Genomic DNA, 13,022 nt, shown 5'->3' on the forward strand with positions numbered 1-13,022 from the left:
TCAGCCCTTGACCGCACCGGCCGTCACACCGGCCACGATCTGCCGGTTGAAGAACAGGAAGACCAGAAGTGGCGGGATGGTGATGAGCAGGATGTTGGTGAAGAGCAGATTGTAGGAGGTGTTGAACTGGCTCTGGAAATTATAGAGCGTCAGCTGCACCGTCGCGTTGCCATTCCCGGGCAGATAGTAGAGCGGGTTGGTGAAATCGTTGAAGATGGCCACCGATTGCACCACGATATTGGTCACCGTCACCGGCCAAAGCAGGGGCAGGATCACCCGGAAGAACACATCCAGCGGGCGAGCGCCGTCGATGATAGCGGCTTCGTCCAGCTCGCGCGGAATAGTGGAAATGAAGGCCCGATACAGCAGGATGGAGAATGACAGGCCGTAAGCGACCTCGATGAGCACCAGCCCGTGCAGCTTGCCGAACAGGCCCAGGCCCTGCAGCAGCCAGATCGTGGGGACAACCGCCGGCGGGATCATCAGCCCGGCCAGGATCAGGAACTCGATGAGCCCGTTGAACCGCGTCTTGCGGCGGGCCAGCACGAAGCCGACCATGGCAGCAAGCACCACCAGCAGGGTGACGCTGGCCACGGTCAGGATGGTGGAATTGATAAAGGCGGTGATCAGCATCCAGTTGCGCGTCGCGGCCACCTCCACCACGTTGTCCCAGAGGTGAAAGCCATTGGGCCAGGAAAAGTCCCGCAGCAACGACTGCCGGCGATCCTTGAACGCCATGAGCACGATGAACGCGAAGGGTATCAGGAACACCACGGTCGAAGCGACGATGGCGGCTGCACTGATCAGAATGGATGGCCGGGATTTCATTCGTGACCCTGCTTGCGGTTGAGGAGCATGGTCAGCGGGACCACCAGGACGCCGATGAGCACGAACAGCACCACATTGCCGGCGGTCGACAGCCCGTAAAAGCCGGCCTGGTACTGCTTGTAGATGACGGAGGCCACCGTATCGGAGGCAAAGCCGGGGCCACCTCTGGTCATCGCCCAGATCAGATCGAAGGTGCGCAACCCGCCAATGAAGCTGAGCGTGATCACGGTGGCCGTCGCCGGCCGGCTCAGCGGCAGCGTGATGTAGAGGAAATTCTGGAACTTGGTGGCCCCGTCGATCCGCGCCGCCTCGTAATAGTCCTGCGGGATGGCCACGATGCCGGCGATGTAGATAACAGTAGCGAGGCCCACGCCCTTCCAGACATCCACCAAAGCGACCGAGAACAAAGCGAGGTTGGGGTTGGTCAGCCAGCCGGGCCCCTTGATGCCGATCAGGGCCAAACCCTCATTGATCATGCCGGTGGTGGGATGCATCAGCACCGTGAAGGTAATGCCGACGCCCACTGTCGAGACCAGGACGGGAAAGAACACCACCGAGCGGAGGTAGCCACGCGCCAGGATCTGGCTGGTGAGCAGCAGCGCCAGCAGCATGCCAAGCACGACCTTGAGACCTGAAGTGATCACCGCATAGAGCACGGTGTTGACCAGCCCCCTGATGAGGAACGGCTCACGAAAGAACTGCGCGAAATTTTCGAACCCGATGAACGTCGAGTTGAACAGCGTCCAGCGTGTCAGGCTGAAATAAAGCGACGCAAAGGTGGGCATCAGGAACAGCACGCCATAGATCACCGCCGCAGGCAGGAAGAACCAGCCTGGATAGGGCGAGGGGCGGGCTCCCAGTCTGGCAGGCATGACCAGCGGGGCGAGGCGCGTATCGGACGCGGCTGACATCAGCCTTCTCCTTGAGAAAGAGGGTGGCAGCCCGGAGCGAGACCAGATGCTCCGGGCTGCCTGGGCAGCAAACGCTTACCAGCCAGGGAGGCCGAGCTGCTGCGCCTGCTTGCGGACGTCCTCGTCATAGAGTGCCGCGGCATCTTTGGGGGTGCGGATGCCGGAGCCAACTTCGACAGTGATGTTTTCCAGACTTGGGCCTTTGACGGGCGACAGGAATTCCAGCGCTGGAGCGGTACGGCCATCGGCAGTGAAATAAGTCTGCAGATCTGTGACGGCCGGAGGCACATCGGCCGGCAGTTCACACCCCTGGATCAGGAACGGTCCGGTGATGGCGTTGAGTTTGACCCATGGGTCGCAGCCGCCTTCCTTGCTCGCGACGAAGGCCACAAGCTTCTTGGCCGCCTCCAGATTGGGCGAACTCGCCGAGATGTAGAGTGCAGTCGGCATCCAGACCGTGGTGCCGTTGACGGCAGCGTCGTCGCCCGGCAGGGCGAAGAAGCCGACATCCTTGAGCTGGTCGGGATAGTCCTGCGCGATCGTGCCGACCGCGAAGGTCAGCATCGGATAGTGGGCACCCTCGCCCATAGCGAGCATGCGCAGGCCGTCATTGAGCGTGGCGGCACCGAAATCTTCGTTCAGATCCCCAGCGTTGAATATGTCGGCCTGTTTCTGGAAGCCGCCCATGGCGGCCGGGGTGTCGGCATATTTGGCTTCGCCGCGTGTGTACATCTCGGCAAACTGCGGGTTTTTGGCCTGCACATTGAAGAAGTCGGCGAGGATGAATAGCTGGCTGGTCCAGGTATCGCCGAACGTCTGGATCACAGGGGCCTTTCCGGCGTCTTTGATCTTGGCATTGTTGGCCATGAACTCGGCCCAGGTCATCGGAACCGAGAGGCCAAGCTCTTCATAGACCTTCTTGTTGTAGAGAATGCCGCCGCCCATGGCCTGGCCATAGGGAACGCCGCGCAGCGTGCCATCGGAGGCGGCCACGGTCTGCTTGAAGCTGCCCAGGATCGTGGACATATAGGGTTCGTTGGTCAGGTCGACCGTGGTCTGCAATGGATTGATCGCCTGGAACAGCGAGCCGGCATTGTAAACGAAGACATCGTTCATCGTGCCGGTTGCGAGGCGACTCTTGACCATGTTGTCGCGCTCGGTGCCGCCCGGCCCGACCTCGATTTCCACATTGATATCGGGATTGGCAGCTTCGAACGCCGTAACCATAGCTTCAGTGTAGGCGACAGCGGCCTGATCGTTTGGTGCAAACAAGCTCAGCGTCGTCTGCTGTGCGAAGGCAGCGCCCGACAAGGCGGTGAAGCCCATCAAGCCCGCAGCGAACCCGGCAATGGCGTGCCGGCGGTTGGTCTTCTGCATAGTTAATCCTCCCTGTGATCGAGCCATTTGGCTTCGATCGGATGTTGTGATCCCGCCAGAGCGGGCTCCGGTAACTAGTTCTCCCGCCGGCTGATCCGGAACGTCACCGTGTGACGGCCGGGCGCGAGCTGGCATCGCGCTGTCTCGCCGGACGAGCGGCCAAGGGCCCCGCCATCCACGATGATTTCCTGGTATTCCGGCCGCAGAACGAGCGTGCCGGTGGAGTGCATGGGTACGAGCACCTCGTAGGTGACACTGTCGCCATCCAGGCTCCAGGCAGCCTCGATCCGCCCGATCTTGGCGTCGTGATGGGCGGCGACGGGCGAGAGCGACGGCACGATCAGCGGCTCGAAGACGACATGCTCGAAGCCGGGCTTTTCCGGATCGGGCCGGAAGCCCGCGACGGCTTCGAACAGCCATTGGCAGACCGCGCCGTAAGCATAGTGATTGTAGGAATTCATCGTCGGCTCGAAGATCGAACCGTCCGCCTTGATGCCGTCCCAACGCTCCCAGATGGTGGTGGCGCCTCGTTTGACCTGGGCGAGCCAGCCTGGAACTTCCTCCTGGAGGAACAGGCTGGCTGCCATGTCCGGTTCGCCGATCTTGACCAGTGCCGGCAACAGCGCCGGCGTGCCGATGAAGCCGGTGCCAATCCGCCCCCGCGCGCGTTCGACGGTTGCCTTGAAGAAGCCTTTTGCCGCTTCGAAATGCTCTGCCGGGATCAGGTCGTGCAGGAAAGCCAGGGCGTAGGAGCTTTGGTCGTCGTAGAGAAGTCGGCCGGCGGGGGTGATAAACTCCCTGGCAAACGCCTGTTTCACGGCTTCGGCGCGTGCGCCAAAATGTTGCGCCTCGGCCTGTCGACCGATGATCGAAGCGATGTGCGAAATTTGTCGCGACGATATGTAGAGGTAGATCGTGGCCGCGGCATCGTCGCCCATGGTGGGCACTGCCTTGAGATGATCGTTCTGCGGCTGCAGCCAGTCGCCGAACGAGAACCCCTTGACGCCCCAGCCCGAAGGTGGCCGAACAACCGGGCCGTCGCTGATGGCCCAGACATAGTCATTCCACCGCGTCATGGCGACGAAAGCCTCGTCCAGGATGGCCCTATCGCCGTACTGGAGGAACAGGGTCCAGGGGATGATGCTGATGGCATCGCCCCATCCGGTTGAGCCGGCAAAACTGCTGCCATCGAGCGGTGGCTTGAGCCGAAGCGGATTGGGAGACACATGCGCGATGGCGCCGTCCGGCTCCTGGTCCACCATCATCTCGCGGACAAACTTGGCCAGGAAACCGTGGCTGTCGGCCAGGTAGCACGCGGTGGACGCAAAGACCTGGGCGTCACCGGTCCAGCCCAGGCGCTCGTCGCGCTGCGGGCAATCGGTGGGAATATCGATGAAATTGCCGCGCTGCGACCAGATGGTGTTTTGAACCAGCTTGTTGACCAGCGGATTGGCCGACGTGAAGCTGCCGGTTGGGGTCGGGACCGAAGTAATCGGCACCGCAACGATGCTCTCTATGCTCGCAGTGCCGGTGATCGTGGCCCGCGCATAGCGGAAGCCCTGAAAGGTGAATGTCGGCCGGTATTCTTCCGCCGCATCGCCAGCAAACACATACTGAACCACTGCCTCGGCGCTGCGGAAGTTCCCGTTGTAGAATGCGCCATCCTTGTCGAGGATTTCGGCATGCTCGAACAGGACCGACGCACCTGCGACACCACGCCCCCTGAAGGCAACATAGCCACCGATATTCTGACCGAAGTCATAGACGGCGCGACCCTGGGCATCGTTCCAGGTCTTGACCGGGGCCAAGCCAGCCATTTCTCTGATGGGAAGGCATTCCGGTGCGACCAGGACACCGGGATTGAAGTCGAGCACCTCAACGCCCTGGTCCGCAACCAGCTTGACCTGCGCGTCGAAAATCTCGCCGAAATAGATGCCAGACTTTCGGACCCCGCTCTCGCCGCTTTTCCAGGAGGCATCGGTGACCAGCAGTGGCTCGCCCAGGCGACGCGACTCCTGGTTGAACGCATCGACGGCCGGCAGAAGGCCGAAAACTTTCTGGTTCATCCCCGTCTTGTCGCGCGGCGCAGCACGGCAAGCAAACCAGTCGAAGCCAGATCGGTCTCTTAGACCGCCGAGCGGCGCATCGGATCACCTGTCGGCGTCCGCAACCCCGGGCGCGGCAGGATATTCGCTGGGTGCAGATCCGCATGCAGCCAAACGGCCGGCCAAGCCCAGGCAGGAGCGGTGACCGCCGTTGGCCGGGCCCTGATATATGGCCGGAAAGGGGCCGGTAGCGGAGTGGCACGTCTTTTGTGAGCCTAAACGAAAGCGGACACATGGCGGGCAAATGTCGACTATGTCCATTGTGGAGCGCCCCAATGAGCGATTGAAGGGCGAACTTACTTTAATGTCCGTCCTAAGCCTGTCCGTCGGCCCATCTTGGTTTTGCGACCAGCAGCCTGGCCTGGGCAAGCAACTGCCGGCTGCTGCGAAGGGGAATGGCTTCAATCCCGACAAAGCCTCTGTATCCCGCGTCGCCCAGCCACTTCAGTTCGTTTGCCCAGTCGACCGTTCCCGTGCCGAACTCGTGCCGCCCCGGCACGTCTGCGGCCTGAACGTGACCGACCATGTCCATGTTGGCCGCAACCGCCCAACCCAGGGGCTCGGCATTGAGGATGGCGTGGTAGCGATCATAGAGGAAGCGCACGTCGGGACGACCCAGCCGGCGCAGCAGATCAATGGCCGTTCTTGAGTCCTGGACCAAGGCACTGGGGCCTTCGAACTCGCGGTTCACCACTTCGAGCAGCAATGTCAAACCGGACCCGGCGATCGCTGTCGCCGCCGCATCCAGGGCTTCCACCAGGCGATCATGCTGTATCTGCTCGTCAACTGCGTCAAGGCGATCGCCAGGCAGCACCACGAGATTGGGTGTGCCAAGTTCGAGAGCGGTCGCCGCGCTGCGCTGCACCCGCTCGACGAACTGTTCGCGCGCTGCCGCATCGCCAAGCCGGCATTTGTCCCGCCAATCCTCCACGCAGAGCGTATGCAGCGTCGTGCCGGTATCACGCAGGGCGTGGCGCAGTTCCGGCAGCGGTTTGGTCCACCAATCCCATATCTCGACCGCCTTGAAACCGCTTGCTGCAGCGGCGCGGACCCGCTCGGGAAAATCCCCACCGTCTTCGGTGAAGGCGGTTTCGATGCAGACGCTGAACTCGATCATGAGCGATAGCGCGAGACGACTGCCAGGCCCTCGCGCAGGGCAGCGACGGGATCGGCTGCGACATCAAGCTCGATCAGGGCGATATCTCGACCCGGCGTGCGCGCCATGGCAGCGGCCCAGCCAGCCCAGTCAACCACGCCCTTGCCGAAGTCCGCCATGTAGCGTTGCTGCTGCTCATAGATGGTTGCGTCGATGACCAGGTGCCCCTCAATGGGGCCAAGCGCGTCTTTCCAGTGCGCCAGGGCAATGCGTTGACTGTGACGTTCGGCCACCTGCACCGGGTTGCCCCCGCCCAAGGCGATGTGGCAGGAATCGGGGCACAGCCAGACATAGCGCGGGTCTGTCAGGGCCATGAACAGGTCGATGTCACGCTCATACCAAAGCGTACTGTTGGATTCGGTATGCAGCGCAAGCTTGATACCCTTCCGACTGATCGCATCGCCCACGGCGTGGGCAATGTCGGCCATGGCCTGCACGTAGCGGCCATCGACGAAGACCGGTGGCTGTTCGCCAAAGGTTTTGCGCATGGGCAAGCCGCAGACCAGGATTTCAGCACCGAGTGCTGCCAGGACATCGGCGCGGCGTTCGGCGTCGGCGACGATGGCGGGAATGCCCGCATCGCCATCCCATTTCGGACCATCCGCGACAAAGGCGCTGACAACGCTTATTCCCGCGACATCCAGCGCAGACCTGAAGGCCTTTACGCTGCCATAGGCCTTGAGGGCGTTGTCGATACTGCCCGGACCAAATGTCAGTTCAAGCCCGGTGACACCTGTGCCGGACAGTGTCGTCAGTACCTTGTCCCAGAAGGCCCGCGGGTGCGCGGCGCCCCAGGCCAAAACTTCGTCAAAAGTGCTCAGACCCCAGAACTTTGGATCGTAGAATGTAATGATGTCGGTTGCGACCATGAATGGCATGGGAATTCCTTGCTAAGCCCGCGGGCTCGATATGACGGAGCTATTTGATGCCGGTGCCGGCAATGCCTTGAACAAAGTACTTTTGCAGGAAAAGGAAGAGGATCAGCACCGGCAACAACACGACGATGGCTCCTGCCAGCAGCAGCCCATAGTCGGTCGACTTGGCGCCCTGGGAGGCTACTGCCAGGCCGACGGGCAGGGTGTAGGTGTCCTGGTTCTGCGCCACGATCAGCGGCCAGAGGAAGTAATTCCACGAGTTGAGAAAGGTGATGATCGCCACCGTCGCCATGGCCGGTCCGACCAGCGGGATAAATATCCTGAAGAAGATCGTGAACTCTCCGGCACCGTCGATGCGGGCTGCCTCGAGCAATTCGTTGGGAACGGAATCGGCGAACTGGCGCATGATGAACACGCCAATCGGCATGACCGCTATCGGAAGCACGATCGCGGTCAGGGTATTGACCAGCCCCATCTGGACGATGATGAAAAACTGGGGCACGAACAGGGCGATATAAGGCACCATCATTGCCGCCAGCACGCAGCCAAACACCAGCTTGTGGCCGGGGAACTCGAGCTTGGCGATGGCATAGCCTGCCATGGTGGCAAACAGCACGTTGGTAAGAACAGTTGCCGACGACACGATCAGCGAATTGACCATGTAGCGCCCAAACATGCGCTCGGCGAATAAGGTGACAAAGTTGGCGACATTGCCAAAACTCTGCGGCAGCCAAGCCCCGGGCGCGGACATGATTTCCGCCTGGTTCTTGAACGCACCGAACAATACCCAGGCAAAGGGGAGCAGGGCAATCAATGCCCCGAGCGTCAAGAGGCCGTAGAGGACGGCTGTCACGACAGGATGGGTTTTGTTCATTGGCGGGCCCCCAGGAAGCGGAGTTGGAGGACACCCAGGACCACGACGATGGCCAACATGACGTAAGAGCCGGCCATTGCGGGCGCGATATTGCCCTGCCCGAACTGTTCGTAGACCCAAAGCGCGACCGACTTGGTCGAGCTCAGCGGGCCGCCTTTGGTCAGCAGATACGGCTCGTCGAAAATGTTCATGAATGAGACGGTCATCAGCACGGTTACCAGCAGCGTTGCCGGCCTGAGCAGTGGGAGCGTCATGGTCGTGAAGCGTCGCCAGGCCGAAGCGCCGTCAATCTTGGCAGCTTCGTAGACGTCGACAGGGATCGCCTGCAGGCCGGCGAGGAACAGCACCATGCATGTGCCGACGTTACGCCAGACGGCCAGCATGATGACGGTCGGCATCGCCATCCTGGGGTCGCCGAGCCAATTTGGACCGGCCGTGCCGATGGAGGCGAGGAAGGAATTGACCGGCCCGCTCAGCGTGAACGCATACTGCCAGATCACCGCAGCGGCCACGATGTTGGTAATGACAGGCAGGAAGAAGGCCGCACGATAGGTGGCGCGCAACTTGGTGATGCCGTTGTTGAGCCCCATTGCCAGCGCCAGGCCGATGATCATGGTCACTGGCACGCCGACAATCACAAAAAGCGCGGTGGTCCAGACCGACTTGAGAAACCCCGGATTGGTCAACACGCGCGCAAATGTCTGGAACGAGACAAAGTCGACATCCAGCGGGTGCCGGATGTCAGCCACGCCGATATCGGTAAAGCTGTAGATCAGCGCCAGTACCGCCGGAATTGCGGTGAACAGCACAAAGATCGTCATGAACGGGGCGACGAACAGCCACGCCGTGCTGACGCGTTGGCGGCTTGGCGCCTGCATCCAGGAAACGAAGCGAGTCATGGCAGGCTCCAGACAACGGAGGCAGCAAAAGGCCCCGGAGCGTAATGCCCCGGAGCCGTTCGGGAGATCAGTTGCCCAGCCCTGCGCCTTCGGCAAAGCTCTGGACATCATCGAGCACATCCTGGGCGCTGGCCTGGCCGCGGGCCACCAGTTCCATCTGTTGGCCAAGATAGGTGCCGACCTGCGTCCAGGTGGGAACCTGCGGAATGTCCACGGCCGTCTGCAGTGCCTCGCGTTCGGCATCGAGCAGGGGATTGGACGCGATGGACGGATCGTCCCATGCCGCCTTGACGGCGGGAAGGGACCCAAACGTCTTGTACCAGGCGATCTGGGTTGCAGATTCGGTCAGGTAACGCGCCAGCTTCCAGGCGGCGTCAGGGTTCTTGGCGTCCTTGAGCACCGCAATGCTGCCCGAGCCCAGAGCGGAAAAGCTGCCGGACGAACCAGCAGGCACCGGTGCCGTGGCGAGATTGGCTTTCACCCAGTCGGCGCCGTTGGCATCCACCAGCCATTGCTCAAGCCAGGGGCCGTTATCCTTGGCGGCAATCTGACCGGAGGTGAGCCACGGCACGGTGTCGAGGAATTTGGGACCGTCGGGGGAGGCATAACCCTGCGAGATCAGCGAGCCCCAGAATTCAAGTGCGGCGACATTCTCGGGGGAGTTGATGGTCCAGGCCGTCTGGTCGGCATTGATGAAGCTGCCGCCATTCTGGTGCACATATTCGTTCAAGCCCTGGGCATTGTAGATGTCATAGCCGACATCGAGCGATATCGGCCACTCGACGCCGTGTTCCTTCATGGCAGCGGCAAAGGTCTTTAGCTCGTCCCATGTCTTGGGCGCTTCAAGCCCTGCCTTGTCTGCCAGATCCTTGCGGTACTGGAAAATGGTCGCATAGGCATCCCATGGAAGACCGTAGGCGACGCCATCCTTGACGGTGGTGTTGTAGGTATTGGCGAAGAATGTTTCGGGATCGACCAGACCTGCCGGGACTTCCGCGAAAGCCCCGGTCGCCAGCAGTCCCGACTGACTCTGTGAGTAGAGCCGCACCAGATCGGGCACGGTGCCGGCAGCAATGGCAGTCAGGAGCTTGGTGTCAAACTGATCCGACGGGATCTGGGTGACCTGGATATTGAGATCGGGGTTGGCTGTTTCAAAATCGGCGAGAAACGCGGGCAGCTTCTCTCCTTCCGCTCCACCGATCCAGATTTGCAAGGCGCCAGAGGCCGGGGTGTTGTCGATTGGGCCCTGGGCGACAGCGAATGGTGTTGCGAGAGCAGTGCCCGCTAGAAGCGATACGGCGATCATCAGACGTTTCATGGTCGTAGTTCCTCAAGACCCGTGAATGACAGCATTGCTGGCCTCTCCACACGCCGCTTCCCGTCAGCACCGGTCGGACCATTTAGGTTTGGCAATCGATTGCCAACGCACTATTGATGGCATATGCTGATTTGGTGCGCAAGAGTGGTTGATGCCTCCAAATTAGGCTACTTCGCTATTTGAGGTTTTGATCTGCAGGTTGGGATTAGCATGGCGAGGAATGATGATCGCGTGGCCGGACCGTCCATTTCGGATGTGGCACGCGAGGCTGGAGTGGCGACGTCGACGGTCAGCCGTGCGCTGACCAAACCCGGCCGCATTGCTGAACCCACGCGCCTGAAGGTGGAGGCCGCGGCGCGAAAGCTCGGCTACACCGTCAACCAGACGGCACGCAACCTGCGCGTCGGGCAGACCCGCACCGTGATGATCGTGCTGCCGGAGGCACTGTATATCGGGGCGTCTCAGACCGTTATCGAGGGTCTCGAATCCGTCGCCAGGACGCTGACGGAACGCGGCTATCACCTGCTGATCGCCAACGTCTCGCGAGAGGCCTGGACGGACGAACACATCATTACCACGGCCTTTGGGGGCACCATTTGCGGCGTGATCCTGATGGCTACCCTTCCCCCCAAGACTGCGGAACTGACCCTTGCCGAGGCCGGCCTTCCAGTCGTGTCGTTGCACTTCGACCAGAGCGCAGACGGCATTCCCAGCGTGGTGAGCAATGACTTCAACGCAATCGCCGAGGCGGTGCGGGCATTGTTCGATCTGGGGCACCGCAAATTCGTGTACGTCGGGGGGCGCGCCGACAATTATCATGAGCATCAGCGCGTTAGCGGTGTCCGCGACACCCTTGCAGCACTAGGTGTGCCGACCCAAAATCTGGAAGTCTTGCGCGGCGACTTCAATTTTGGTGGCGGCGTGCGCGCTGCAGCCGAATATCTCGAAACGGCATCTGACCGTCGCGCCACCGCGGTAATCTGTGCCAATGACGATACGGCCATCGGCTTCATCAAGCGGGTGACCGATGCCGGTCTCGACGTGCCAGCCGATGTCTCGGTAGTCGGGTTCGACGGGGCGCCGGTTGGAGCATTTCTGGTGCCCAGCCTGTCGACGATCCAGCAATCCACGACCGAACTCGGCCAGCAGGCCGCCGACCTTCTCATTCGTATCGTGGAAGGAGAGGCGGTTCCGTCCAACGCGCGCATCGAAGTGGCGTGCCAACTGGTCCTGCGTCAAAGCGTCAGAAGAATCCAGGCATGAACACACCCCTCCGTCCCGGCCTGCGTGGCCGCGCCATCATCGGTGATTTTTTCCACGCGCCCGTGCTTGATCGGCTCGAAATCCTTTTTGATACGCTGATCGAAGTCGATGAAGTCGGCACCATCTCAGCCGTTCTTGGTCCCAATGATCCCCGCCGCGCGGAGGCGGAAGCACGTTTTGGCGACATGCTCCTGAGATTGCCGCAGGGAAGGTATGGCCTGCCGGGTTTTGTTGATACTCATGTGCACGCGCCGCAATATCCGCAGCTGGGACTGGCGCTCGATGCGCCGCTCGAAACCTGGCTCAACACCTATACCTTCCCGCTCGAGGCGCAGTATGCGGACCTGGAATTCGCCGCTGCGCGCTACCAGTTGCTGGTGGAGGACCTGCTCGCCGGTGGTACGACCACTGCGCTCTATTTCGCCACGCAGCATGTCGAGGCCAGCAAACTGCTTGCCGATATCTGCCTCGCCCTTGGCCAGCGCGCCCTGGTGGGCAAGGTTGCCATGGACGACGCTACCGCCTGTCCGGAAGGCTATCGCGATGCGACCCCGGAAGACGCAATTGCCGGAACGCGAGACGTCATTGAATACATCCGCTCGCATCCGGACAATCAAGAGGCCCTGGTGCTGCCCGTCGTGACGCCGCGGTTTACGCCCTCCTGCTCGGATGAAGCGCTGGCCGGCCTGGGCGCATTGGCGCTCCAATATGATTGTCACGTCCAGACCCACTGTTCGGAAAGCGACTGGGCGCATGGTCATGCCCTGTCGCGCTTCGGGGTGACGGATGCCGAAGCGCTTGACGGCTTCGGGCTGTTGACGCGTCGAACAGTTTTGGCCCATGCCAATTTTCTCTCAAGTGATGACATGGATCGGTTGGCCGGCCGAGGGGCTGGCGTGGCTCATTGCGCCCTGTCCAACATCTATTTCGCCAACAGCGTCTTTCCGCTGCGCAAGGCCCTGGAGCGACACGTGCGCGTGGGCTTGGGGACCGACATTTCGGGCGGCCCGTCGGCGTCCATGTTCGATGCCTGCCTGACAACGGTGCGGTCATCTCGCATGCTGGAGGAGGGTGTCGATCCGGACTTGCCAGCCGAGCGCCGCGGTCGCCCCCGATCTGCCGTCGATCTCGTTGCAGCGTTTCACCTGGCCACGGCCGGCGGCGGCGATGTGCTGGATCTGCCGGTGGGACGCTTGGCGGTGGGCTACCGTTTCGACCTGGTGGCTATCGATGCGACCGCCAGGTCCGGGGGCATTCGTCTTTTCGATCTCACCGAGCCAACGGCAATTTTTGAAAAGATTATGCACGGGGCGACCCGCGCCAACGTAGCGGCTGTCTGGGTCGACGGGCACCAAGTCGTCCCGTCGCCAACGGGCGAAGCAGTTCGCTAGTCGGCAGCGCTATCTTAAACACCAT

General features: G+C 61.5%; 11 protein-coding genes. 2 read left to right on the plus strand and 9 right to left on the minus strand.

Annotated elements, in window-relative coordinates; genetic code table 11:
* The 9 genes from ABIB57_RS11940 to ABIB57_RS11980 all read right to left on the minus strand — a co-directional run bounded on the left by ABIB57_RS11940 (position 1) and on the right by ABIB57_RS11980 (position 10,343).
* A complete protein-coding gene (locus ABIB57_RS11940) occupies positions 1-828 on the minus strand; it encodes a carbohydrate ABC transporter permease (protein WP_354041032.1) in 828 nt (275 codons plus the stop codon).
* Positions 825-1,739: a carbohydrate ABC transporter permease gene (locus ABIB57_RS11945; RefSeq protein WP_502914379.1), complete on the minus strand. Its 915-nt coding sequence runs from the start codon at positions 1,737-1,739 to the stop codon at positions 825-827. The genes ABIB57_RS11940 and ABIB57_RS11945 overlap by 4 nt, the downstream gene beginning before the upstream one ends.
* 75 nt (positions 1,740-1,814) lie before the next feature.
* Positions 1,815-3,116, minus strand: a complete 1,302-nt coding sequence (locus ABIB57_RS11950; protein ID WP_354041034.1) for an ABC transporter substrate-binding protein — start codon at positions 3,114-3,116, stop codon at positions 1,815-1,817.
* Positions 3,117-3,190: 74 nt separating this feature from the next.
* Entirely contained in the window at positions 3,191-5,182 is a 1,992-nt protein-coding gene (locus tag ABIB57_RS11955) for an alpha-L-rhamnosidase (protein ID WP_354041036.1), read from the minus strand.
* Between the two features lie 352 nt (positions 5,183-5,534).
* Positions 5,535-6,338, minus strand: a complete 804-nt coding sequence (locus tag ABIB57_RS11960) for a TIM barrel protein (RefSeq protein WP_354041037.1) — start codon at positions 6,336-6,338, stop codon at positions 5,535-5,537.
* Positions 6,335-7,255, minus strand: coding sequence for a sugar phosphate isomerase/epimerase family protein (locus ABIB57_RS11965; RefSeq protein WP_354041038.1), 921 nt, complete (start codon positions 7,253-7,255; stop codon positions 6,335-6,337). The genes ABIB57_RS11960 and ABIB57_RS11965 overlap by 4 nt, the downstream gene beginning before the upstream one ends.
* Before the next feature lie 40 nt (positions 7,256-7,295).
* Positions 7,296-8,126 (minus strand): carbohydrate ABC transporter permease, encoded by an 831-nt coding sequence (locus ABIB57_RS11970; protein WP_354041039.1) that lies wholly within the window; start codon positions 8,124-8,126, stop codon positions 7,296-7,298.
* Complete coding sequence (locus tag ABIB57_RS11975) at positions 8,123-9,025, minus strand: carbohydrate ABC transporter permease (RefSeq protein ID WP_354041040.1); 903 nt, start codon at positions 9,023-9,025, stop codon at positions 8,123-8,125. The genes ABIB57_RS11970 and ABIB57_RS11975 overlap by 4 nt, the downstream gene beginning before the upstream one ends.
* Positions 9,026-9,092: 67 nt before the next feature.
* Complete coding sequence (locus ABIB57_RS11980) at positions 9,093-10,343, minus strand: extracellular solute-binding protein (RefSeq protein ID WP_354041041.1); 1,251 nt, start codon at positions 10,341-10,343, stop codon at positions 9,093-9,095.
* A 210-nt stretch (positions 10,344-10,553) separates the two neighbouring features.
* On the opposite strand from ABIB57_RS11980, the gene ABIB57_RS11985 reads away from it, so the two are divergent.
* The gene (locus ABIB57_RS11985; protein WP_354041043.1) at positions 10,554-11,606 is read left to right on the plus strand and encodes a LacI family DNA-binding transcriptional regulator; all 1,053 of its coding nucleotides are present in this window, start codon (positions 10,554-10,556) and stop codon (positions 11,604-11,606) included.
* The gene (guaD, locus tag ABIB57_RS11990) at positions 11,603-12,997 is read left to right on the plus strand and encodes a guanine deaminase (RefSeq protein WP_354041044.1); all 1,395 of its coding nucleotides are present in this window, start codon (positions 11,603-11,605) and stop codon (positions 12,995-12,997) included. The genes ABIB57_RS11985 and guaD overlap by 4 nt, the downstream gene beginning before the upstream one ends.
* Positions 12,998-13,022: the final 25 nt, after the last annotated feature.

This window comes from Devosia sp. UYZn731, assembly GCF_040546795.1.
Taxonomy (GTDB): Bacteria; Pseudomonadota; Alphaproteobacteria; order Rhizobiales; family Devosiaceae; genus Devosia.

Bases quoted from the DNA above. Each gene is read 5' to 3' on its own strand.
- ABIB57_RS11980 (WP_354041041.1), bottom strand. From the start codon at position 10,343: ATGAAACGTCTGATGATCGCCGTATCGCTTCTAGCGGGCACTGCTCTC.
- ABIB57_RS11970 (WP_354041039.1), bottom strand. From the start codon at position 8,126: ATGAACAAAACCCATCCTGTCGTGACAGCCGTCCTCTACGGCCTCTTG.
- ABIB57_RS11960 (WP_354041037.1), bottom strand. From the start codon at position 6,338: ATGATCGAGTTCAGCGTCTGCATCGAAACCGCCTTCACCGAAGACGGT.
- ABIB57_RS11955 (WP_354041036.1), bottom strand. From the start codon at position 5,182: ATGAACCAGAAAGTTTTCGGCCTTCTGCCGGCCGTCGATGCGTTCAAC.
- ABIB57_RS11945 (WP_502914379.1), bottom strand. From the start codon at position 1,739: ATGTCAGCCGCGTCCGATACGCGCCTCGCCCCGCTGGTCATGCCTGCC.
- ABIB57_RS11950 (WP_354041034.1), bottom strand. From the start codon at position 3,116: ATGCAGAAGACCAACCGCCGGCACGCCATTGCCGGGTTCGCTGCGGGC.
- ABIB57_RS11965 (WP_354041038.1), bottom strand. From the start codon at position 7,255: ATGCCATTCATGGTCGCAACCGACATCATTACATTCTACGATCCAAAG.
- ABIB57_RS11975 (WP_354041040.1), bottom strand. From the start codon at position 9,025: ATGACTCGCTTCGTTTCCTGGATGCAGGCGCCAAGCCGCCAACGCGTC.
- guaD (WP_354041044.1), top strand. From the start codon at position 11,603: ATGAACACACCCCTCCGTCCCGGCCTGCGTGGCCGCGCCATCATCGGT.
- ABIB57_RS11940 (WP_354041032.1), bottom strand. From the start codon at position 828: ATGAAATCCCGGCCATCCATTCTGATCAGTGCAGCCGCCATCGTCGCT.
- ABIB57_RS11985 (WP_354041043.1), top strand. From the start codon at position 10,554: ATGGCGAGGAATGATGATCGCGTGGCCGGACCGTCCATTTCGGATGTG.